Here is a 23,001-nt window from a genome sequence, read left to right on the forward strand (position 1 = left end):
TCAATGTGAATGCTCAAACCATCGTGCTGACGGGAGCCGCCGGCGAAATCGGACGCATGCTCCGGACCGCTCTCGCCCGCGACGGCAGAACCCTTCGGCTTGTCGACGTTCAGGACCTTCCTGCGGCCGAGGCCGATGAGAACGTGGAAATCCACCAGGGTTCCATCACCGACGGTGCCTTCATGCAGGACGTCTGCGCCGGTGCCGACGCTGTCATCCATATGGCCAGTCTCCTGGACAACCACACGTGGGAGAACTATCTCGAGGTAAACATCAATGGCACACGCACCGTCCTTGAGGCTGCAAGGCTTTCCGGTGTCCGGCGCGTCGTGCTGGCCAGCAGCCATCACGCTGTGGGTTTCCACCCCAAGTATGAAGGCGCCTCAGCTCCGGACTACATGTACCCGCGCCCCGACAGCTTCTACGGTGTTACGAAGGTGGCCGGAGAGGCGCTGGGAAGCCTGTATCACGACCGCTACGGCCTCGATGTCATCTGCCTTCGCATTGCCTCATACCAGCCGGTTCCTTCAGATAATCGGCAACTCGGTCACTGGCTTTCCCCAACTGACTGTCTGGGGCTGGTCGAAGCCGCACTCAGCGCCGTGGATCCGGGATACAGGATCGTGTGGGGCGTTTCGGATAACACCCGGCGATGGATGAGCTTGGACGAGGCTGAGTCCATTGGCTACAAGTCCGTAGACAACGCAGAGGACTATGCCGAAGAAGTCCTCGGCAACCTTGATCCGACAAATGTCCAAAACGGTCATTACGGCTCACATTTCCTGGGCGGAGCCTTCTGCATCCCTGACTTCGACGGAACAGCCGCCGGATTCCACCCACAGCACTAGACCTTGGCGGCGTCCACGACACACCAACGTCACCGCGCCATGGCCCCAACAGCAGAAGGAGTGCAATGGGCACCCCAGCAGTAGCGTCAGTAGAGACTTTCCCACTGGAATACCAGTTAACGGAGCAGGAATACGGTTGCGCCAAGTTTCTCGCCTCCAGCCGAGCATCCACGCTTGTCAAGGTAACAACAACCGACGGCGTCGCTGGGTGGGGGGAGGCGTTTGGACCGATCCGGCTGGTAGCACCTGCGCTGGCTGCGCAGGCCCAAAGCGTTATCGGGCAGCCCGTGTCCGTGCGGGAAAGCAGAATACTGGGACATCTGTCCGCGAGCTACCACCTCACCAACGGAGGCGCCCACGTTTTTGCCATGAGCGGCATCGATACGGCACTCTGGGACGCCTTCGGCCGGACCCTTGGGGTGCCCATATACGAGATGATGGGCGGATCAGTCCGCGAAAGCATCGAAGCCTACGCGTCCACCGGCTACGTCACGAAGACGGGCGGAACGGCCCAATTCCGCCGCGAACTGGAGTCTGCCGTCAACGATGGCTTCAATGCTGCGAAGATCCGCATCGGCTTGTCCCCGCAAGACGACTACGACCGCGTAAAAGTTGCCCGGGAGATCCTCGGGCCTGACCGGAAACTCATGGTCGACTACAACACCAGTGGAACTCTCGCCTCCATTCGCAGATCCCTGGACCTCATCAGTGAATTCAACCCCTACTGGATCGAGGAGCCACTGCCGCCCGAAGACGTCAAAGGCTGGGAAGCTCTCCGTTCCGGCGGACACAACCTAACAGGCGGCGAATCCCTCTGCACTCGCTTTGCGTTCAAGGATCTCGTGGTCAACAAAAGGATGGACATCATCCAACCAGACCTGGCCGCCTGCGGTGGGTTGACCGAAGGCCAAGCGATTCTCACCATGGCCAACACCTGGCACGTCGGCATTTCCCCCCACTGTTGGGGCACCGGGATCCTGCAGGCTGCGACCCTGCAATTGCTGGCTGCCGCATCACCCGCTAGCGGTCATCACCACATCTTTGAATTTGACCGGGGGGACAACCCCCAGCGCGAAGGTGTCCTTGCAGAACCCATCCGCCAGCTCAACGGCGTGGTCAGTATTCCCACCGCTCCTGGACTGGGTGTCGAAGTGGATGAGGGCTGGGTATCCAGGAACGCTGTGGAAGGTCTCGGAGTCAAGGCAAGTCTGTAGCCGCCGAAAACACGCACCTAAGGAACACCATGACCACAACACTCAAAGAAAAGCTCGTCGCTGGACAACCAATCTTCGGAACTTTCCTCAGCCTGGCCAACCCTTTTACTGCTGAAATCATGGCCAACGCAGGATTCGACTGGTTATTCGCGGATTTGGAGCACGGTGGAGGCGGAGAGCGGGAGCTCATCGAACACCTCCTGATCGGGCAGGCCCACAACATTCCCGTGGCCGTCAGGGTGGAAACACCCGCCCGCATCCGGACCGGGCGAGTTCTTGACCTCGGCGCAGAAGCTGTCGTTTTTCCCCGCCTCGACACCCTGGAGCAAGTTGAAACCGCTATCGCCGGCCTCGCCTACCCTCCGCGCGGCGACAGGGGAGTGGCGTCCTACAACCGCTCCCGAGGTTTCGGACAGCCTCCTCGTTCATTCAGCGAGGCCAATGACCGAATTGCCGGCATAGTCCAGATCGAATCTTTGGCAGCACTGGCGAACGCGGAAAAGATAGCACGCACCGACGGGGTTGACTCCTTGTTTGTAGGGCCAGGAGACCTCACGGCCGCACTAGGCGTGCCGGGCCAGTTCGATCATCCAGACTATGTCCAAGCGCTTCGGACCATAGTAGAGACGACAACCGCAGCCGGCATCGCGGCCGGGATCCTCGCATCCACGCCCGAAGCGGCACTCAAATACGCCGACGATGGATTCACCCTGATCGCAATCGGCTCGGATGCAACCATCCTCAGTGCCGCCGCAAACGACACTGTCCGTCGGATCAAAGGCTGACGCAACTGCTACGAAACAGCTTCCTGGGAAGTGAAAAGGGGACATCCTCCATGCTGGGAACACCCTCCCGGACTGCCACGGTGGTGTAGCTTGTCCGCTGCACGGCGTGAGTTACGCTTTCGAGTAGAGCGGAGGAGCGCAGATGGGAGAACCCGGCCACCGCACGCAAATGAATACAAAACGAGCAAAGAACACAGTGAACATTTACGATGTCGCAAAAGTCGCGGGAGTATCTTCGGCGACGGTTTCGCGTGTGATCAACGGCAGTCCGAAGGTTAAACCCGAGACTGTCATCCACGTGCAGTCAGTCATGAACGACTTGGGGTTCACGCCGAACGTTTTCGCGAGGAGTCTTCAATCAAATTCGATGAAGGTTCTGGCTGTACTCACCGTAGATATCTCAGATATCTACTTCTCGGCAGCGGTTCAAAGCATCGAAAGCTATGCACGACGTCGCGGTTACGACATCCAAGTCGGCTTTGCCCGGGATGACAAGAAGGACCAGACCGCCCGGTTGCGGACGTTGGTTGAGAAACGGGTTGACGGCATTATTCTCGCCGGGTCAGCATTTGCCCGGGGAGACAACCCTTATGTGCAGAAGGCAGCGAAAACGACGCCCATCGCCATTCTTAACGGAAAGGTTGACGGTGACCGCATCTACTCCGTCTTGAGCGACGATGCTGCCGGCATTGAGATGGCAGTCGACCATCTCGTGGGTCTTGGCCGCCGAAACCTTGTCTATGTTCAGGACAGCCAGAATCCGGCGGCAATCTCCAAGATGCGGGGCTACGTCCGAGCCGTTGAAAAGCATGGCATAGAGATCCGCACCATTGAAGCGGTTCCCGGCGTCACGGGGGCCTACAACGCATGCGGTCGAGGGCTGGATCCGGCATGGCACACCGACGGCATCGTGTGCGCCGAAGATCCATTGGCCATAGGGGCCATCAAGTATCTGACGGCCAATGGTCGTCGCGTGCCTGAGGATGTTGCCGTCACCGGATACGACAACCTAGCGTTTGCAACGTGTTCCACACCTGAACTTACTTCTGTCGATTCATGCGCTGAGCAGATGAGCGAAACCGTCGCACGTGTCCTAATCGAAGCCCTTGAAGGCGGCTCGCCTGCCGCGCTCACACACTTCGTTCCAAGCCTAGCCATCCGGCGCAGCACCCATAGCGACTAGGACGGGCTCCGTGCCAGATCCACGCAGCCTGTCGGAAAGACACGGCTGCTACGCGATCGAGAATGGCTGATCCGTAAAGTTGCCGGCGGAGCGTGTCGCCGTCGTAGATACTGTCGGCGCTAGGGACGCGTTCGCGGCCGGGTACTCACCGGATGCCCCGTGGCGATTGCTTCCTCCATCGTCTCCGCACCGCGGTGGGGCAGAGCGTTCGCATGCACGACAGCGGGTCGCGGGAAGGGAGTGCAGCCGATGAGGAAATGGCGTCGTTCGTCGGACGTGACCCGGTACAGCGGTAAACCTATTCAGCGGCGGAAGCCAGGATACACGGAGTAGCGCTTTGTACCCCACGGCTCGAAAAACTCATGGAAGGTTCCATGAGTGGGTGTAGTGGCCAGGGCGAAGGAACGTGCCACTTCCTTCTCCTTCGGGCCAGCTAGGGAGAGCACGAGGACGCCTTAGACACCGAGCGAAGAGAGGGAGCGAATTTGACTTCGACCGTGTCACCGAGCATATCGATCTGTGCGAACCGAAGATCGAATGCCACCCTTCTTGGGCCTGCGGCACAACTCAATCCGGTTGCCTGCGTCCGATAAAGGACCGCACATTTCCCGGATTTCCACCGGCAAACAAACCGTTTGCAATGAACAAACGCGTTTTGTAGACGGACCATGCTGCGGTTGGGACGATAGCAGTGATGCGGCCCACAGTACGGGCAAGTACGGCGCTGAGGGACCGGAGTCAGGCGAAAGATGACCACCTCCAGGACCTGACGCAGGGCAGCAACGCAGAGAACTTGAAGAGGCGGCTTCCGAAGAAGCTTTTTGGCTTGGGATTCGATTGAGCGGAGAACTCGCCGAACTAGGATAGCTGCGACCGTTCACAGCGGTCTCGCTGTGCCCCCAATATTGAAATGATCTAGTCTAGAAACGGAACCTTAGTTTAAGGTTCAACAAATTTACTTGACGTAATCTCCATTATCGGCGTTAAACCCACGGCACTAGAAGTAGCTACGGGAACTCCCGGCCGGTGAGGACGCTCATAGCGAAGCCGTTTTGCTCGTCGCCTGTCAAACCCTCAGGCATGCTCCTAACGTCAGGGTTCGTCCCTGTCCTCAGCGCCTGAGTCATGTGACCCTCGCAAAAAACCGACCGTGCAATCTCCTGCGCAGGCAGTCCACACTGGACCTCAAACACAAGTAAATGCTATGTCAATTACAAGAAACTTGGCCGTTGTCTTATGCTTATGCTCCTTCTACGCTGATCTTAATCGTCTGCAACGTGACGAAAGACTTTAGACAAGGAGCAACCTTTGGCCATCTACATCAAACAAGCCGCGAAGCCGTCCATTGCAGGGCAGTCCAGCGCCTCGGTCCGGGAAACTGTGGAATCCGTAATTGCCGATATTCGAGTTCGGGGTGACGAAGCGGTGCGGGAATATTCGGAGAAGTTTGACCGCTGGTCTCCTCCATCGTTCAGACTCACCGCCGAGCAGATCCAAGAGGCAATCGCTAGGGTGCCGGCCCAAACCATCGCTGATATTAAGACCGCTCAGGAAAACGTGCGGCGGTTTGCCGAACTACAGCGTGATTCCCTTAAGGACTTTGAGGCAGAAGTTCAACCCGGGGTTTTCCTGGGTCAGAAAAATATCCCAGTAAACGCGGTGGGTGCGTACATCCCTGGCGGCAGGTATCCCCTGTTGGCCTCAGCGCACATGACGATCGTGACTGCCAAAGTTGCGGGCGTGAAGCGTGTAGCGGCCGCAACACCTGCGCCTAACGGAGTCATTCCGGATGCTTCGATCGCCGCCATTCATCTTGCCGGTGCGGATGAAATCTATCTTCTTGGCGGTGTGCAGGCCATTGCTTCGCTGGCCGTTGGTACGGAGTCCGTTTCGGCCGTTGACGTCATCGTTGGCCCGGGAAATGCGTATGTGGCTGAAGCCAAGCGCCAACTCTTTGGCGAAGTAGGCATCGACCTCTTTGCTGGTCCAACAGAGGTTCTGATTCTTACCGATGAGACGGCTGATCCATTTCTCACTGCCGTGGACCTTCTCAGCCAGGCCGAGCACGGGCCTGACTCCCCGGCAGTTCTCGTGACTACATCGTCTGCTGTGGCCGAAGCGGTGCTTGATGAGGTTGATCGTCAGCTGGTACACCTGCCCACCCGCGACGTTGCAGGCGCAGCCTGGCGCGACCACGGCGAGGTTATCCTCGCCGACTCCCTCGAGGAGGCCTACGAGATCTCCGATAAGTACGCCAGCGAACATGTCCAGGTGTTCACAAGGGACGTGCGCCACGCCCTGGAAAACCTGACAAACTATGGGGCTCTCTTCCTTGGCGAGAACACGTGTGTGTCGTACGGGGACAAGATCATCGGCACGAACCACGTATTGCCAACACGTCTGGCATCGCGATACACAGGCGGACTCTGGGTGGGGAAATTCCTCAAAACGGTCACGTACCAAGAAGTCACTAACCCTGAGGCATCAGCTGAGCTCGGAGTCCTTCTGGGGCGCGCAGCACGTGCAGAGAACTTCGAAGGGCATGCCCGCTCCGGAGATGCCCGAGCTTCCCGCGTGACTGGAGTATGGCCCGAATGGGCGCTCTCCAACCAGACCGCTTAGCAACGTGAGTGCGCTAACAAGGCGAGAACACGACCTACTCGGGGACCGCGATGTCCCCGGGCAGGTTCTATGGGGCATCCACACGCTCCGCGCCATTGAAAACTTTCCTCTCCCTGCAGAGCCGGTGGGTTCCTATAGGGATCTGGTCCGAGCATTAGGGCTGGTTAAGAAGGCTGCCGCGATCAGCAACGCTGAACTAGGGCTACTGCCTCATCGGCTGGCCCGTGCCATCGAATCCGCCTGCGACCTGGTGATCGCCGGTGACCTGGATGACCAATTCCCGGTCAGCATGATCCAGGGCGGGGCCGGCACTTCGACGAACATGAACGCCAACGAAGTGATTGCTAACGCCGCCCTCGAGATTCTGGGACACCCTCGCGGGGCCTACGAGGTGCTTCACCCAAATGAGCACGTAAACTTGGGCCAGTCCACCAATGACGTCTACCCCACAGCTTTGAAACTGGCAGCCAGCATGGCGAGCAGTTCACTGCTGGCGGCGTTGTTGGAACTGCAGGAGGAGTTTGCCGGGAAGGCGCGGGAGTTCGACCACATCATCAAGATTGGTCGAACCCAACTACAGGACGCGGTTCCCATGACTCTTGGCCAAGAGTTCCGCTCGTACGAAGTCATGGTTGGCGAAGACGTTGCACGTCTTCGCGAAGCCTTGGTGCACCTTCATGAGATAAATCTTGGTGCAACGGCAATCGGAACCGGATTGAACGCACACCCTGACTATGCCGCCTTGGCACGGGAAAATCTCGAAAAACTAACCGGCCTGCCCCTGACAACGGCTCCGAATCTGGTTGAGGCAACCCAGGATTGCGGCTCGTTCGTGCTGTTGTCCGGCACACTCAAACGCACAGCAATCAAGCTCTCGAAGATTTGCAATGACTTGCGTCTGCTCTCCTCGGGACCGCGGGCTGGCCTGGCTGAAATCTCTCTGCCGCCCCGGCAGGCTGGCTCCAGCATCATGCCCGGCAAGGTTAACCCGGTCATACCGGAATTCGTCAACCAGGTCGCCTTCGAAATCATCGGCAATGACATGACCATCTCTATGGCTGCCGAAGCCGGGCAGCTGCAGTTGAACGCGTTCGAACCCATAATCGCGAGCAGCCTTTTCCGAGGAATAGCCCATCTAATGGTGGCCGTCGGCTCACTTTCGGAGCACTGCATCGCAGGTATAACAGCGCACGAGCAGCATCTGCGCTCGTTGGCTGAGAGCAGCATAGGGCTCGTTACAGTCTTCAGCCCGATCATCGGATACACGGAAGCCTCACGGATCGCTGCCGAAGCAATGACGTCAGGTCGCTCCGTCACTGATCTCATTGTCAGTCATGGATTCTTATCCCCGGAAGAAGCAGACCGCATCCTCGCGAATTGCCTATTCAAGGAGTCTGAGCATGCCCGATACAGAAGCGCCGGGGACGCCTCAGACGCTGACCCGCACCCAGTTGAGCGCCCGCCCGAGTGGAACGACCGGCGCTCAATGTCTGAAGGAGTAGCCCATGCCCTCGATTGAACACTCCGTGCTGTTTCATGACCCACTGTCAGCTCCTCAGTCTCCGGACCGGCCCACCAAGTCCTTCCCAGGAAGACAACGCGGCACGCCAGCAGCGGATGGGCCTGCGCCGGCGGGCGTGTCCAGGAGGCCGCAAGCCGTGGCCGAGGTGCTGAAAGACCTCAGGGCTCTGCAAAGCAGTTGTTTGGTTCAGGGCCGGTCAGCTCCTCCAGAGGACTCTGGAGAGTCCCCCGCTGCAGGGGCCAAGTTCAGGCGTGGCACAGCCTGCTTCGATTAGGCGTTGATTTTCGGCTCGGAGACTGTGCGGTGAGTGTGCGTGAACTGCCTGATCTGGGCTGAGGCTACCCGAGAAACCGCCTGAGATGGCCATCAATGGGAATCAGTTCGACGGTGCCCGCATTTGTTTTTGCGTGCGCAACCAGGGCTGAGAACGCCAGCTTGGCCATCTCTCTGGTTGCCGGTGACAGGCTCATTCCACGACGTTTCACGAGTGCCAGGGTGTCGTACATCGGTTCAGCCATAGAGACGACCTTCAGTCCCCGTGGTTCAACTTCAGCGGCAACTGCTGAACGACAGACGATGGTGTCACCGAAACCTTCTGCCACGAGAGCCAAGGCTGTTGACAAGTATTCGACTTCTATTTTTGGCTCCAGAGACAAACCCCCAAGTTGGGCCCGGTCGTTGAGCTGACGACGCGCGGGGTCGGTTTTGGCGTAGTGTGCATCGTATAAAACCAGCGGCGCTGCCGCGATATCGACAATCGAGGGTGTCTTTTGGGCGCGGAGCTCGTCGGCGGTTACATAGACTATTTCGTCTCGTGCCAAAGGTAAGACGTCCAGTTCCTCGTCATCTATGGGAAGGGTCACCAAGCCTGCGTCGAGCTGGCCGCTGGTCACGTCGCGGGCGGTCTCCCAGCTGTTTTGTCCGACGAGACGGATTCGAACTTTTGGGTGAGCCAGGTGAAAGTTCCTGGCCAGGTCCGTACGAAGGTAGAACTCGGCATTGCGCAGCAAGCCGAATGTCGCCGTGCCTCCACCCAGTGATTGAACGGCGCGCACTGCACTTGCACCCATCTGCGAAGCCAAGACGGATTGGCGCGCGAAGGGTAGAAGCTCCTCCCCCTCGGCAGTAAGGACGAGTTTCCGGGCTCCTCGCTGAAAGAGCTTGGCATCGAGTTCTGCTTCCAGCCGCCTTATCAAATCTGAAATGGCCGGCTGGCTCATCTTGAGATCCGCAGCCGCGCCGGTGAAGGTGCCGGTGGCAACTGCTGCCACGAATGCTTCCAGTTGATTAAGAGTGGGCACGAAGGGCTCCCGAAGTGCTTGGCATAAGTAAAGCATATGGCAACTACGAGATATCTGGCACTTGAGCTATGGGAGTGATGCTGACAACATTTCTTCAAAGCTGATGTTGCTGCTGTGCCGCTATCCCCTTAAGCGGCAAGCCCGTATGAACACAATGAGTCGGATTCGGAGCCAGCATCCAGTCGCTTTAGGCGACGGACGACAAAGGCTCTGACTTTCGTCTCACAGGAGAAGAGTATGAAAAAGGAATTAACCCCAGACCATGGACCGGATGTCCTGCCGGCGCCGGATAGCGACGCGGATGAAAATCAGCGTCTCCGGGAATTTGGCTACACACCCCAACTTGATCGCTCAATCGGTCGGCTCTCATCGTTTGCTATTGGCTTCGCTTGCATCAGCGCGACGACTGCTGTGTTCTCGAGCTTCCAGGCCGGCTACTTCGCTGCGGGCGGCCCGTTCGTGTGGACCATGCTTCTGGCCCTGTTTGTCTTTGGCCTGTGGGCACTCATAGCCGCAGACCTCGCGGCGAAAATGCCATTGGCCGGCTACGCATACCAGTGGACAAGCCGTATCAACGGGTCAAACCTTGGCTGGTTCACCGGCTTCATTGCCATCATCGGGTGGATCTCTGCGATGACAGGCGTTGCGTACACGTTCGCTGGGTATATCGGATATGTCCTTGGCTGGCAACAATCACCGGTTGAACAGGTCATGGTTACCGCTGTTGTGATCGCGGTGTGTGTCCTGATTGTGGCGTACGGTGTGCGACTAACGACCTTTCTGAACAACATCGGCGTCAGCTTGGAAATCGTCGTAACGGTCGGTGCCACGCTTGTCGTTGCGGCCGTTGCCCTGCTGGTCCCTGAAAACCATCAGCCGCTCAGTGCTCTCTTCACAGCGCCGACGACAGAGGATCCCGCACCCTACATTGTGATATGGCTTGTCGCGGCGCTTGGCCCCTTTTTCGGAATGATTGGCGTTGAAGCCAGCGCGGACGTGGCCGAAGAGACGAAGAACGCCCGGCGTGTGATTCCTAAGACTATGTTTTCCGCTCTCCTGGTGTCCTTCGTCATTGAGCTGACGATGTACATCGTCTACGTTCTTGCCATCAAGGACCCCGAAGCCGTGGCAAACGCCACAGGCTTCCCTATCGGTGAGATCTTGTCAGGCCAACTCGGGCCTGTATTCGCGAAGATCATCATTGCCATTGCTCTGACCAACATCTTCGCGTGCCTTCTCACTGATGTGCTGCTGGCGACCCGCCTCATCTATTCGCTCTCCCGCGACAACATGCTGCCGTTCTCCCGCAGCCTCCGGCACGTGGCACCCCGACGGAAATCCCCTACCGCCGCTGTCTTGACCGTGGGAGTGGTGGCAATTCTCCTGACAATGTCGGCCCTGTTCAGCACTGAGACCTTCTTCTACTTCCTTGGGGTCTGCAATTTGTCCTTCTTCGCCGTTTACATCCTCCAGACGGGCGGGCTGATCGTTGGGATGAAGCGCAACCGCATTCCTGCCCCTGAAAAGGGGACGTTCGATCTCGGCCGGTGGCGCTTGCCGCTCTACATCCTTGGGCTCATCTGCTTCCTGGTTATCGAGGCGGGCCTGGTCCTCCTCCCACAGTTCGCCGGGAACGGATGGGTGTTCCTTGGGGTCGTCGCGGTAGCAGGACTGTGGTGGCTGCTTGTCCTTCGCGGGCGGCTCGCCAGGGGGGAGGCCGGTCCAATGTACGCCGCAACCCATCCCGAAGAATTCGCCGACTAAACCTGGAATAAGCCCAACTTATGCAAATAGAAAGAAAACCTTGTACTTACTTTTCTCGCACAAAGCTCTATGCTCTACGTGCGCAGGAAGAGAAAGACACCCAAACCGAAATGGAGAAGTAGTGCGCGCTGCAGTATGGCGGGACCCCTCGCAAGCGGTCACCGTCGAAGACGTCCAACTGAAGGATATGCGAAACAATGAAGTGCGGGTTCGAGTAGCAGCGGCAGGAGTCTGCCACTCGGATTTGCACATCGTCAAGGGCGACTGGGACGGCATCGCGGTTCCCCTGGTGCTTGGCCACGAGGGAAGCGGCGTGGTTACCGCTGTTGGCAGTGAAGTGGCCGACCTGGAAGTTGGCGACCACGTCGTCCTCTCATGGATAGCACCTTGTGGTCAATGCCGAGCCTGTCTGGCGGGCAAACCAGTCCAGTGCCTGGTGCACGCAGAGCATGTATCAGCCGGCGGCGTGCTTCATGATGGGACCACCCGCCTGAGCCTGAACGGTGAACCGATCTTCCACTACTCAGGCGTTTCCTCGTTCGCTGAAGAGGTCATCGTTCCAGCCACCGGCGCCATAAAGGTCCGAAAGGACGCGCCCTTGGATGTCATCGCCTTGGTGGGCTGCGGAGTCGCGACCGGAGTCGGGGCCGTTTTGAACACGGCAAAGGTCGAACCCGGGGCCTCGGTGGTCGTCATCGGCTGCGGGGGCGTTGGGCTCTCGGTCGTCCAGGGAGCAAGAATTGCCGGTGCTTCAACCATCATCGCCGTTGATCTCCAAGGTGAGAAGCTGGAGATCGCGTCGGTCATGGGTGCCACCCACACCATCAATGCACGGGAAACTGATGCGCTCGAAATGATCCGTCGCATCGCTCCAAACGGGGTTAACTACGCCTTCGACGCCATTGGCGGAACTGTCACCGCCGGACAGTGCATCGCCGCGATCGGTGTCGGCGGAACGGCCGTCATGGTTGGAATCCCCCGGCAAGGAACCGAAGCAACTTTCGAGCCCCAGAAACTAGTGGACTTTGACCAGCGAATTCTCGGAGCCAACTACGGAGGAATTGTGCCCTCTGTCGACATTCCACGACTTGTGGACCGCTACATGAACGGCGAACTCCTTCTTGACCAAATGATCAGCGCCCGGCGCCCGCTCGAGGACGCGGATGCCGCTATCAAAGATCTCTCGGGCGGCTCTCCCCTGCGACAACTTCTCGTGCCGTAAAGGACCAACAGATAATGAAAACCAACGCTAACTTCATCGACGGTACATGGATCGAACCACAGGCCGACGACGAAATCGACCTCGTCGACCCGGCCACAGAAAACACTTACGGATCGATCCCCAACTCCACAGCCGGTGACGTCGACCGGGCCTTTGCCGCCGCGGAACGAGGCTTTGAAACCTGGAACAACACAACGCCCGGGGAGCGTCAACTGGCGTTGCTGCGAATCGCCGACGCCATTGAAGCCCGCGCTGAGGAATTCGCGGACGCTGAAAGCCGGGATACAGGAAAACCCCGGGCCAATCTCGCCGCAGAAGAGATCATGCTTTCGGTCGACCAAATCCGGTTCTTTGCCGGAGCAGCACGAAACCTCCAAGGATTGTCGGCCGGCGAATACCTTCCACAGCACACCTCCATCATTAGACGCGAACCTATCGGTGTTGTCGCACAGATCGCACCTTGGAACTTCCCTCTCAACATGGCCGTCTGGAAGATGGCTCCCGCCATCGCCGCAGGCAACTCAACAGTGCTAAAGCCCGCCGCTTCGACCCCCTCTACGGCGATCCTCTTGGCAGAAGTTGCGGCAGAGTTCCTTCCCGCTGGTGTATTCAATCTGGTCCTTGGAGATCGTGGCACCGGCAAAGCGATGGTTCAGCACCCAACTCCTCAGCTGGTGTCAATCACGGGATCAACAAGGGCTGGAATGGAGGTTGCACGAGACGCAGCCGACGACCTCAAACGCGTACATCTTGAGCTTGGTGGCAACGCACCAGTCGTTGTGTTCAACGGTGCTGACATCCAGGCGGCCGCAAAGACGATTGTCATGGCCGGATATGTCAACGCCGGTCAGGACTGCACGGCAGCAACGCGGATACTTGCTCAGGACGGGATTTACAACGACCTCGTTGCTGCGGTTACCAAGGAAGCCCGGGACTCTGCTCGAACCGGAACCCCGGACGACCCCGAGGCAACTTTCGGTCCGGTCAACAATTCCAGCCAGCTGGCGCACGTCTCAAGACTGGTGGACGGACTCGCACCCTACGCCGAGGTAACAACTGGAGGCAAACGATGGGGCGACCGCGGATATTTCTACGAGGCAACCGTAGTGGCAGGAGTCGAACAGGGCGACCCCATCGTTCAGGAAGAGATCTTCGGTCCGGTCGTAACCATACAGCGCTTCTCGGACGAGGCCGATGCCATTAAGAAAGCCAACGGCGTGGCCTACGGGCTTTCATCGTCGGTCTGGACAACTGACCACGGCACCGCGATGCGTATGTCCAAGGCCCTGGACTTCGGTTGTGTCTGGATCAACACACATATTCCGGTGGTAGCAGAGATGCCCCACGGAGGATTCAAACACTCCGGCTATGGCAAGGACCTGTCAATGTACGGCTTTGAGGACTACACACGCATTAAACACGTCATGTCCTTTACCGGGTAACGTACTCGCAATCCGAACTCGATCAACTGTTAGGCGACACCCACACCGCCGACAGCAGAGCAATCCCTGTCTCGAGCAAACAACGTCACGGCGGTCAGCCGGATCCACCGATCACCGCCGTGACAAAAGTTGCTCAACCTAGCAGCCCCACATTAGAGTCATCAGCCCATCGCTGCCACCGAAGACGTCCACTAGTCCCCAGTTGGGCCCTAGGCAAAAGTCCCGAGGTCATCCGACGATTTCGAGCAATGACCCCGCAGCCGCGCAGCTGCAGGCACCGTATGAACTGGTAAAGGAAGTCGCCGCCACCGGCAAGCTCGCCAGTGGCGCTGTTCACCGGCGGCGGCATCGCGACTCCGCCTGATGTTGCGATGATGATGCAGTTCGGCGCTGACGGCGTGTTCGTCAGCGCCGAACATGCGCAAGAGCCGCATCCGAGATGGGTAAGCTCTCCGCCCTGGCCCAGGGCGAGCTCTACGTGGGAGCTCGTCCCGTACGAGCTGGTCAAGGAAGACGTCGTCAATGGCCGAGCTCCCGGGGATGCTGTTCACGGCCGCTGGTAACGCGCCCCGGCCGATGCATCAGTGATGAGCAACTCGGCGCCGACGGGGTGTTCGTCGGTTGCGGGATTTTCAAGTTCCCCAACCTTGGTGAACGGGCCGCCGCGTTGCCAACGCGTCACTTTCTACGATGAGCCCACCGTGATTGCCAAGATATGCCGCGATGCCGGTTACCCCTTCTGACTAGAACTAACCAAAATCCTCAGAACCCACGGTGTCCCAGAACTCAGCCTGGAAGGAAAACGAGATGATTACAGCCGTAGATCCCGGCCGCTACTTTCACGTAACAGTGGAGAAGGGCCAGCACAAGGACGCAGAACTCAGCATGGCAGTCGATTTGGCCGTCGCCAGCGCACAATCCCTTGGGTGGATGGGAGTAATGGTCACCCGACACAGTCCGACCGTCTTTACAGTTGCCCTAAGTGAGAACGTGCCGTACGGTGTGACCGCCGAACGCGACGCTGCTGACACCCCTAAGTAGGGGAGCTTCGACTATCCGGCGTCTCTTTGCCCCGATGAACGTGCCAACTATCGCGCTCTGTCTGTAGCAGACGTTCTGTTGCAACGAGGCGAACTCCGACCCACGTCACGACCCGCTTCGATTGTCACCGGCGTGAACGGAGGGCTCGGCCGGATTTCGTGGAGCAGGCTCTGGCCCGTGGCGCTGCAAAGGTGCATGCACGGCCCGCCGTCCTCAGGAGTGGAATGACTCCCGGATCGTCCCTCTCGGTCTGATGTCACCGACCCTGCCTCGATCCGAGCCACCGTCGCGCAGGCTCCGCACGTCACTCCTGGTCAACAATGCCGACATCTCGGTTGCATCGGACACTTTGGTGGGCCTCCCCCCGACGAGGAGATCCGTAACGTCATGGAGACCAACTTCTTCGGGCCGGTCTAAAACCACAGGTAAAGTCCGATTGGCTGACTCGCCCTGCCAGTTACTGGTCGATGGCGCCACGGTGGAGTGCGCGCCATCGCCCCTGTATTTCGCCTGGCGAAGGCATGTATGAAGTGGGGCCGGGAGATCCCGGGGAACCCCCCACTTCCTGCGAATGTGCGGCTCCGAACGTAGACGACCTGCTGCCTGGACGTCAGGCTGGCTACACCCCAATCTGACACTTTTCGGCTTTACGGAATGCAATTATTGGCGATTGAATGTGGTCCGCAGCGGTGGAGCCCGCCGAGATCTCCGGCGGGCCACCCGCATTCCCTTCGGCTTCCTGAGGCTGAGCTGGTCGGCCACCTGCGGGACATTGTTTTACGCAATGCGCCCGATCGTCCGTATATAGCCTTCAGTGGTGCAATTGCGTTCGTTGGAGGACGGTGGCGGATATTTCCTCCACAGACATGGAGGCGGAGTTCACGTAGGGGATGTTGTTGGCCCTGTACATGTCTTCGGCGTTGCGGAGTTCGTAGGTGCATTGGGCCATTGATGCGTAGGCACTGCCGGGGCGGCGTTCCTGGCGGATCTGGCTCAGCCGTACCGGCTGTGAGGTGAGCCCGAAGCACTTGTTCGCGAACGCCAACAGGGGTTTGGGCAGGGCCAGGCTATCAAAGTCATCTTCGACGAGGGGGAAGTTGGCGGCCAGAATCCCGTGCTGGAGTGCCAAGTACATCGTGGTCGGGGTTTTGCCGCAGCGGGAGGGGGCGATGAGGATCAGCTCTGCGCGTTCCAGGGCGCGGAGGGATTGACCGTCGTCGTGCTCGATCGCGTACTCGACGGCGGCCATGCGGGACTGGTAGCGGACGGCGTCGCCGACGCCGTGGGCCTGGCCGGGTACGCCGTTGGCGGAGGATCCAAGAGCCTGTTCGAGTTGCCGGATGTGGGCGCCGAACAGGTCGAAAAAGTGTCCTGCGCTTTGCGCTAGCACAGCACGGACGTCCGGGCTGACTGTCGTTGAAAAGACGAGCGGGCGACGCCCAGAGGCAGCGACCCGGTCGATGGCTGCTACGACGTCGCGTGCTTGTTCAACGGTGGTGATGAACGGGATGGTCCGTCGCTCCAGCCGTTGAGCGGGGAATTGGGTCAGCAGGGTGTTGCCTAGGGTTTCGGCGGTGATACCGGTGCTGTCGGAGAGGAAGAACACTGTAGGGGCGGCAGTGCCGTCCGCCCCCACAGTGGGCTTATCCGCCATTCAGATGGCGGTGTGGTTACCGGAGCGGGCCAGCCGCAGCCAGGTTTCTGTCACCGCGTCCGGGTTCAGCGAGATGGAATCGATCCCCTGCTCTAGGAGCCATTCGGCGAAGTCAGGGTGGTCGCTGGGGCCTTGGCCGCAGATCCCTACGTACCGGCCTTTGGTCCGGCAGGCGGCGATGGCCAGTTCCAGAAGTTTGGTCACGGCGGGGTTGCGCTCGTCAAACCCTTCGGCGACCAGTGCTGAGTCGCGGTCCAGTCCCAGGGTGAGCTGGGTCAGGTCGTTGGATCCGATGGAGAACCCGTCGAAGTACTCCAGGAACTCATCAGCGAGCAGCGCGTTGGCGGGCAGTTCGCACATCATTACGATCTCCAACCCGTTCTCGCCGCGGCGAAGCCCGTTCGCGGCGAGCAGTTCGATGACACCCTTCGCTTCATGGAGGGTCCGCACGAACGGGACCATGAGCTTGATGTTGGTCAGTCCCATCTCGTTGCGCACGTATTTCAGGGCTTCGCATTCCAGCTCGAACGCCTGCCGGAAGGATTCGGACAGGTACCTGGAGGCGCCCCGGTAACCGATCATCGGGTTCTCCTCCTCCGGTTCGAAGGCGGGCCCGCCCAGGAGGTTGGCATACTCGTTGGACTTGAAGTCCGAGAGCCGGATGATCACCGGTTCCGGCGCGAAAGCAGCGGCGATGGTCGAGATCCCCTCGGCCAGGCGGCGGACGTAGTAATCACGGGGACCGTCGTACGCTGCAGCTTTTTCCCGGATCTGCCGCACGGTGTAGTCATCGAGCGTTGCCGGGCGTTCAATCTCGCCGGCCACAGCCAACAGGGCGTTGGGGTGAATGCCTATCTGCCGGTTGATGATGAATTCCAGGCGTGCCAGGCCGACGCCGTGGTTTGGGAGCCGGGCGAAGCTGAACGCCTGTTCCGGGGTGCCGACGTTCATCATGATCTTCACCGGCGCCTCCGGCATAGTCTCCAGGCTGGTCTCTTGCAGCGTGTACTCCAGCAACCCTTCATACACGAGCCCGGCCTCGCCTTCGGCACAGGACACCGTGACGGGGGTGCCGTCCTTGAGAATCTGGGAAGCGTAACCGGTACCGACAACAGCCGGGATGCCCAGTTCCCGGGCGATGATGGCCGCGTGGCAGGTCCTCCCACCACGGTCGGTCACGATCGCGGCGGCTTTCTTCATGATTGGTTCCCAGTCGGGGTCCGTCATGTTCGCCACCAGAACGTCGCCTTCCTGGAAGGATGCCATCTGGTCAATCGAGGACAACATCCGCACCTGCCCGGCACCGATGCGCTGGCCTATGGCCCGGCCCTCCACCAAGACATTGGAGCGCTCGGTGAGGGTGTAGCGGGATACCGAACCCGTGGCTTTGCGGGACTCTACCGTTTCGGGGCGTGCCTGCAGGATGTACAGTTTCCCCTCCACTCCGTCCTTGCCCCACTCGATATCCATCGGACGCCCGTAGTGCGTCTCGATGGCCAGGGCGTGCCGGGCGAGCTGTTCAACCTCGGCATCGGTCAGGCTAAAACGGCTCCGCAAGTCCTGCGGGACAGGGATGAAATCAACGGTCCTGCCCACCTCACGGGAGTCGGTGTACACCATCTGTACGGCCTTCTCCCCCAGCCCCCGCTTCAACACTGCCGGCCGGCGCGCGGCAAGGGCGGGTTTGTAGACATAGAACTCGTCCGGGTTCACAGCCCCCTGCACCACCGCCTCGCCGAGCCCGTACGAGGAAGTGATGAACACCGCGTCGTTAAAACCGGTCTCGGTATCCATGGTGAACATGACACCGGACGCGCCGACGTCGGAACGGACCATGCGCTGAACACCAGCCGAAAGCGCGACCTCCGAATGCGCGAAACCATGATGGACACGGTAGGCGATCGCCCGGTCGTTATAGAGCGAAGCAAAAACATCCTTGATGGCGAACAGAATGTTCTCTATCCCGTGGATGTTCAGGAACGTCTCCTGCTGCCCGGCGAAGGAAGCATCCGGCAGATCCTCCGCAGTGGCGCTCGAACGAACCGCCCATGAAACATCCTCGCCATGTTCCTCGATCAAGCGGGAGTATGCGGCACGGATTTCCTCCTCGAAACCCGCGGGAAAGGCAGTAGCGCGAATCAAATCCCGGATTTTCTGGCCGACTTGGGCCAACGCGGCCACGTCACTGCTATCCAGGCCTTCCAGAACATTTTCGATCCGGGCATCCAGGCCCGACTCGCTCAAAAAGCGCCGATATGCATCGGCCGTTGTCGCAAAACCGTCCGGAACCTTCACCCCGGCAGAGGCGAGGCTACGGACCATTTCCCCCAGAGATGCATTTTTGCCGCCAACCTGGTCAAGGTCGGACAGGCCAAGAGCAGAAAACCAGAGAACGTCAGTCATGAATGGTGTCCTTCGTTGGGCACGCGCTGACAAGCGCAAAAAATAGGTGATGCAAGAATGAACACAGCGGCTCCACGGGAGCAAGCTGATGTGATGGGAACAACAATGACGGCGGTAATAGACGAGCCTCGGTGCCTGATCTGGAATGAAAAAGCACAAGTAGCGCTCGTTGTGCCCATTCCAACGCCGACAGTCGCTAATACGGGCGTCGCAGCATCGGCGGCGCGCCCGATGAGCCGCGGAGGAAATCGAAGTCGAAGCCCTCATCGGCCTGGAGTACGTGGTCGATATAGAGCCGGCGAAAACCGCGCTGGGTCCCGTCCTCAGCCGGCTTCCATTCGCGCCGTCGCTGTTCGATCTCGTCGTCGCTGATCTCCACCTCGAGCCGGCGGTTGGCGACGTCAAGATGGATGATGTCGCCGTCGCGGATCAATGCCAAAGGGCCCCCCACTGCCGCCTCGGGGGTCACTTGTAGCACTACCGTGCCGAATGCCGTGCCGCTCATCCTTCCATCCGAGATGCGGATGATATCGGTGATCCCCTGTTCGAGCAGCTTGCGCGGAATCTTGATGTTGCCGAGTTCCGGGGCACCCGGGTACGACCGTGGGCCGATGCCGCGCAGCACGAGTACCGAGTCAGCATCGACCTCGAGATCATCGCTGTCCAATCGAGCGTCCAGGTCTTCGATCGACTCGAAGACGACCGCCTTACCTCGGTGATCGAGCAGACGTGGGTCGGCTGCGGTCGCTTAATAATCGCGCCTCGGGGTGCAAGATTGCCTCGCAGCACTGCAAGAGCCGGCGCGGTACTGAACGGCCTGTCTGGTGTTGCGATGATTGCCGGGTCCCAGATGCGTGCCGAGGCGATCTCGTCGCCGATGGTTTTGCCAGATACCGTGAGGGCGCTCGTGTCGAGAAGGTCTCTCATTCCCTGCATCAGCGCCGCCTGGCCGCCTGCATTATAAAAGTCTTCCATGAGGTATTCGCCTGAGGGTCTCACATTCGCGAGCAGAGGAACGTCTCGGCTGTACTTCTCCATGTCGTCGATGGTGAACGGGACACCCAGCCGGCCGGCGATTGCGACGAGGTGCGCAGTTGTATTCGTGCCCCCGCCCATGGCGGCATTCGTCCGGGCACCGTTGTAGAACGCGGCGGGCGTGAGGATGTCCGCGATACCGATTTGGTTTCGAACGAGCTCGACGATCCGACGTCCCGTGCGCTGGGCAGCGGCCTTCTTGCGGGCATCGACGGCGGGGATATTGGCCGTGCCCATCAGCGACAACCCCATCGCCTCGAGAACAGCGCCCATTGTGCAGGCGGTGCCCATGGTGTTGCAGGTGCCGACACTTCTGGAGATACCGTACTCGGCCTGATCGAGGTCCGAGGCGTCGAGGTCTCCCATCCGCGCTTGGTCATTCAGGCGGTAGACATCCGTACCCGATGCGAGCGTCTGCGCCCGCCAGTTACCAGAGAGCATCGGGCCGGCATGGATCATCATGGTCGGCAGGCCGGTGCTCGCTGCTCCCATGACGTAGGCGGGAGCCGTGTTGTCACACCCGGTCAGCAGGACCAATCCGTCGATCGGGTTGCTGCGGGCGAGCTCTTCGAGCTCCATGCTCATCAGGTTGCGGTACATCATGCCGCTCGGCCGCATGATGGAGTCGCCGATGGACATGGTGGGGAAGACCAGGGGGAAACCCCCAGCTTCCAGGACACCGCGTACGGCCCACTCAGCCAATTCAGTGAGCCCGGAGTTGCACGGAACCAGATCGGATGCTGAGTTGGCGATGCCTATGACGGGGCGTCCGTCGAACATCTCGCCCAAATGCCCGCCGGCCTTGAGGTTCGCCCGGTGGTTGAAGCCGGCAGTCCCTTTGCCGGCGAACCACACGCGGCTGCGCAGTCCGCAGTCATTGCATGCGCTTGTATCCTCTGATCGGTTCAAATTCTCCGTCATAGCGAATTCATCCTAATTCCCGTGGTTTCCTTGGGCGGGCAAGTGTGCCGCTCTGCTGGCAGGAGCCGTTGCAACCCCCTGAAACTTCCTGGGGGTTGCAACGACAAATTCCACAAATACCGACTTTCGTCCGGACGGTATGGGCCTTACTCGGCCTTGAAGTAAAAGCGCTTGTTAACGAACTCGCCCATACCCAAAGGGCCCATCTCCCGACCAAAGCCTGAGCGCTTCACGCCGCCGAAGGGGAGTTCCGCAGCCTCGGCAGCGATGATGTTGACGTGTGTCATTCCCACCTCAAGCTGCGATGCGATCTTCGCTGCACGTGCCTCGTCGGTAGAGAATACTGAGCCGCCGAGACCGAAATCGCAATCGTTCGCAAGTTCGAGCGCTTCTTCGTCGCTTGACACCTTGAAAACAGTTGCAACAGGGCCGAAGATTTCCTCACGGTAGGAAGCTGACTCCCGCTTCACTCCTGTCAGGACCGCGGGGGAGAAATAGGCGCTCTGCCCTTCAGTGAGGACGCCGCCGATCTCGAGAGTTGCGCCCTCGGCCACGGCGCGCTGAACCTGGGCGTTGACGTTTTCGGCAGCGGCCCGGCTGGAGAGGGGCCCGAAAGCATGCTCCGGCATGTTCAGCGGGTCCCCCGGCACGAGGCCGTCCGCGAGCTTCTTAAGTTCAGCGACGAACTCGTCGTAGATGTCGTCCATGACGATGATGCGCTTGTTGGCATTGCACACCTGGCCTGCGTTGTAGACGCGGAAGTTCCAAGCGTCCGCGGCGACTGCTGCGACGTCGTCGGAGTCGAGCACGATCATCGGATCCGTGCCGCCGAGTTCGAGTACTGCCTTCTTGAGATGCCGGCCCGCGTGCTCGCCAATGATGGCACCCGCCCGTTCGGAACCCGTTAGCGATACGCCCTGCAAACGAGGATCAGCAATGATCGAGGCAATCTGATCATGTGAGGCAAAGACATTCGTGTAAGCGCCCACCGGAACGCCCGCCTCTTCCATGATTTGTTCGATCACCAAGGCTGAACGAGGGCAGATTTCAGCGTGCTTGAGCAGAATCGTGTTACCAAGAACCAGGTTCGGTGCAGCGAAGCGCGCAACCTGGTAATAGGGAAAGTTCCACGGCATGACGCCGAGCAACACGCCAATGGGCCGGTTCTCGACGATCGCCTTGCCCGGAATCGTGCTCGGGATCTCCTGGTCGACAGCCAGGCTCGGCCCATGCACCCCGTAGTAGCTGATGATTGAAGTGGCGAACTCGATCTCCTCAATGCCCTCGGACAAGGGCTTGCCCATTTCCTGGGCGATGATCTTGGCCAGCTCTTCCTTACGTTCTGCAAACAGCTCCGCAACTCGACGCACGATCGCTGCACGGTCCTGGATGCTCCGGTTACGCCACTCGTGGTAAGCGGCATCGGCATTCTTTAGGGCCTGCTCGATCTGAGTGTCGCTGGCGGTTTCGAAGGTCTCAATGACCTCGCCCGTTGCCGGGTTTTGAACGCGGTACACAGACATATTGCTCCTTCTGCTTATCAGGGGTGTGGATGAGCCGACTGCTTTGCAGCAGTTGCGCTGTAGGTCGATTTGAGGAACGACCTGCCCGGTCGTGTCTCGTGGACGGTGGGATACGGTTCAACCGCTTCTTCGAGGGCGGCACCCTCGGCTTGAAGCGGCCGTGACTTGGTCAACATCTGCCCACCAGGGGAACCACCTATCTGTCCAACTATGGCAAGTCTAGAGGTATTGCTAATTGTCGTCAATCAGCAATATGCGGCAAGATTAGACACTAGTCTTCAAACACCCGTCGATAAGACTTGGCCTCTACCGGTGGGAAGGACTGAATGTGGTGGCGAGGCTGGGTCCGGCCAGGCCTGTCGGCGCCTGGATTGTCGGGAGCAGGGCCCTGAACGCTACTGGCAGGCCTTGGCCGGCAACGCCTGGGATCGTGGATGGGCTGGCCGGTGAGGCTGCCTCTCCTTGGATTCTTGCCTTCTTTGGGTGAAATTTCGCCAAGCCGAAGGCTGTAATGTGTCAGG

General features: G+C 59.5%; 14 protein-coding genes and 2 pseudogenes. 11 read left to right on the forward strand and 5 right to left on the reverse strand.

Annotated features, from left to right (window positions below; genetic code table 11):
* Positions 1-5 precede the first annotated feature (5 nt).
* From ACHMXB_RS21730 to ACHMXB_RS21755, 6 genes are all read left to right on the forward strand, one after another.
* Entirely contained in the window at positions 6-848 is an 843-nt protein-coding gene (locus ACHMXB_RS21730; protein ID WP_395405494.1) for an NAD-dependent epimerase/dehydratase family protein, read from the forward strand.
* Positions 849-913: 65 nt separating this feature from the next.
* Positions 914-2,062 (forward strand): mandelate racemase/muconate lactonizing enzyme family protein, encoded by a 1,149-nt coding sequence (locus ACHMXB_RS21735; RefSeq protein WP_395405496.1) that lies wholly within the window; start codon positions 914-916, stop codon positions 2,060-2,062.
* 29 nt (positions 2,063-2,091) lie between these two features.
* Complete coding sequence (locus ACHMXB_RS21740; protein WP_395405498.1) at positions 2,092-2,847, forward strand: HpcH/HpaI aldolase/citrate lyase family protein; 756 nt, start codon at positions 2,092-2,094, stop codon at positions 2,845-2,847.
* A gap of 142 nt (positions 2,848-2,989) precedes the next feature.
* Positions 2,990-4,030 (forward strand): LacI family DNA-binding transcriptional regulator, encoded by a 1,041-nt coding sequence (locus tag ACHMXB_RS21745; protein ID WP_395405500.1) that lies wholly within the window; start codon positions 2,990-2,992, stop codon positions 4,028-4,030.
* Between the two features lie 1,308 nt (positions 4,031-5,338).
* Positions 5,339-6,652 carry a histidinol dehydrogenase gene (gene hisD / locus ACHMXB_RS21750; RefSeq protein WP_395405502.1) on the forward strand — a complete coding sequence of 438 codons (1,314 nt, stop codon included), beginning with the start codon at positions 5,339-5,341 and terminating at the stop codon, positions 6,650-6,652.
* 4 nt (positions 6,653-6,656) lie between these two features.
* Complete coding sequence (locus tag ACHMXB_RS21755; protein ID WP_395405504.1) at positions 6,657-8,171, forward strand: aspartate ammonia-lyase; 1,515 nt, start codon at positions 6,657-6,659, stop codon at positions 8,169-8,171.
* A gap of 341 nt (positions 8,172-8,512) precedes the next feature.
* Here the strand turns inward: ACHMXB_RS21755 and ACHMXB_RS21760 are convergent, their stop codons facing one another.
* Entirely contained in the window at positions 8,513-9,475 is a 963-nt protein-coding gene (locus tag ACHMXB_RS21760) for a LysR family transcriptional regulator (RefSeq protein WP_395405506.1), read from the reverse strand.
* A 237-nt stretch (positions 9,476-9,712) separates the two neighbouring features.
* Between ACHMXB_RS21760 and ACHMXB_RS21765 the strand changes: the two genes are divergently transcribed.
* The 5 genes and pseudogenes from ACHMXB_RS21765 (at position 9,713) to ACHMXB_RS21785 (ending at position 14,944) form a co-directional block, all read left to right on the forward strand.
* Complete coding sequence (locus ACHMXB_RS21765) at positions 9,713-11,239, forward strand: APC family permease (protein WP_395405508.1); 1,527 nt, start codon at positions 9,713-9,715, stop codon at positions 11,237-11,239.
* Between the two features lie 121 nt (positions 11,240-11,360).
* A complete protein-coding gene (locus ACHMXB_RS21770) occupies positions 11,361-12,461 on the forward strand; it encodes a Zn-dependent alcohol dehydrogenase (RefSeq protein WP_395405510.1) in 1,101 nt (366 codons plus the stop codon).
* Positions 12,462-12,475: 14 nt separating this feature from the next.
* Positions 12,476-13,903 carry a gamma-aminobutyraldehyde dehydrogenase gene (locus ACHMXB_RS21775; RefSeq protein WP_395405512.1) on the forward strand — a complete coding sequence of 476 codons (1,428 nt, stop codon included), beginning with the start codon at positions 12,476-12,478 and terminating at the stop codon, positions 13,901-13,903.
* A 256-nt stretch (positions 13,904-14,159) separates the two neighbouring features.
* A pseudogene (locus ACHMXB_RS21780) lies at positions 14,160-14,316 on the forward strand (pyridoxal 5'-phosphate synthase lyase subunit PdxS); the annotation flags it as partial.
* Positions 14,317-14,710: 394 nt separating this feature from the next.
* Positions 14,711-14,944 carry a hypothetical protein gene (locus ACHMXB_RS21785; protein ID WP_395405514.1) on the forward strand — a complete coding sequence of 78 codons (234 nt, stop codon included), beginning with the start codon at positions 14,711-14,713 and terminating at the stop codon, positions 14,942-14,944.
* A gap of 811 nt (positions 14,945-15,755) precedes the next feature.
* On the opposite strand, the gene ACHMXB_RS21790 is transcribed toward ACHMXB_RS21785, so the two are convergent.
* From ACHMXB_RS21790 to ACHMXB_RS21805, 4 genes and pseudogenes are all read right to left on the reverse strand, one after another.
* Positions 15,756-16,598 carry a pyruvate, water dikinase regulatory protein gene (locus ACHMXB_RS21790; RefSeq protein WP_395405515.1) on the reverse strand — a complete coding sequence of 281 codons (843 nt, stop codon included), beginning with the start codon at positions 16,596-16,598 and terminating at the stop codon, positions 15,756-15,758.
* Positions 16,599-19,001, reverse strand: a complete 2,403-nt coding sequence (gene ppsA, locus ACHMXB_RS21795; RefSeq protein ID WP_395405517.1) for a phosphoenolpyruvate synthase — start codon at positions 18,999-19,001, stop codon at positions 16,599-16,601.
* A 196-nt stretch (positions 19,002-19,197) separates the two neighbouring features.
* Positions 19,198-20,957 (reverse strand): annotated as a pseudogene (locus tag ACHMXB_RS21800) (dihydroxy-acid dehydratase).
* A 146-nt stretch (positions 20,958-21,103) separates the two neighbouring features.
* The gene (locus ACHMXB_RS21805) at positions 21,104-22,480 is read right to left on the reverse strand and encodes an NAD-dependent succinate-semialdehyde dehydrogenase (protein ID WP_395405519.1); all 1,377 of its coding nucleotides are present in this window, start codon (positions 22,478-22,480) and stop codon (positions 21,104-21,106) included.
* Positions 22,481-23,001: the final 521 nt, after the last annotated feature.

The organism is Arthrobacter sp. UC242_113, from assembly GCF_044054585.1.
GTDB lineage: Bacteria > Actinomycetota > Actinomycetes > Actinomycetales > Micrococcaceae > Arthrobacter.

Bases quoted from the DNA above. Each gene is read 5' to 3' on its own strand.
- ACHMXB_RS21735 (WP_395405496.1), top strand. From the start codon at position 914: ATGGGCACCCCAGCAGTAGCGTCAGTAGAGACTTTCCCACTGGAATAC.
- ACHMXB_RS21740 (WP_395405498.1), top strand. From the start codon at position 2,092: ATGACCACAACACTCAAAGAAAAGCTCGTCGCTGGACAACCAATCTTC.
- ACHMXB_RS21745 (WP_395405500.1), top strand. From the start codon at position 2,990: ATGGGAGAACCCGGCCACCGCACGCAAATGAATACAAAACGAGCAAAG.
- ACHMXB_RS21765 (WP_395405508.1), top strand. From the start codon at position 9,713: ATGAAAAAGGAATTAACCCCAGACCATGGACCGGATGTCCTGCCGGCG.
- ACHMXB_RS21775 (WP_395405512.1), top strand. From the start codon at position 12,476: ATGAAAACCAACGCTAACTTCATCGACGGTACATGGATCGAACCACAG.
- ACHMXB_RS21785 (WP_395405514.1), top strand. From the start codon at position 14,711: ATGATTACAGCCGTAGATCCCGGCCGCTACTTTCACGTAACAGTGGAG.
- ACHMXB_RS21790 (WP_395405515.1), bottom strand. From the start codon at position 16,598: ATGGCGGATAAGCCCACTGTGGGGGCGGACGGCACTGCCGCCCCTACA.
- ppsA (WP_395405517.1), bottom strand. From the start codon at position 19,001: ATGACTGACGTTCTCTGGTTTTCTGCTCTTGGCCTGTCCGACCTTGAC.
- ACHMXB_RS21805 (WP_395405519.1), bottom strand. From the start codon at position 22,480: ATGTCTGTGTACCGCGTTCAAAACCCGGCAACGGGCGAGGTCATTGAG.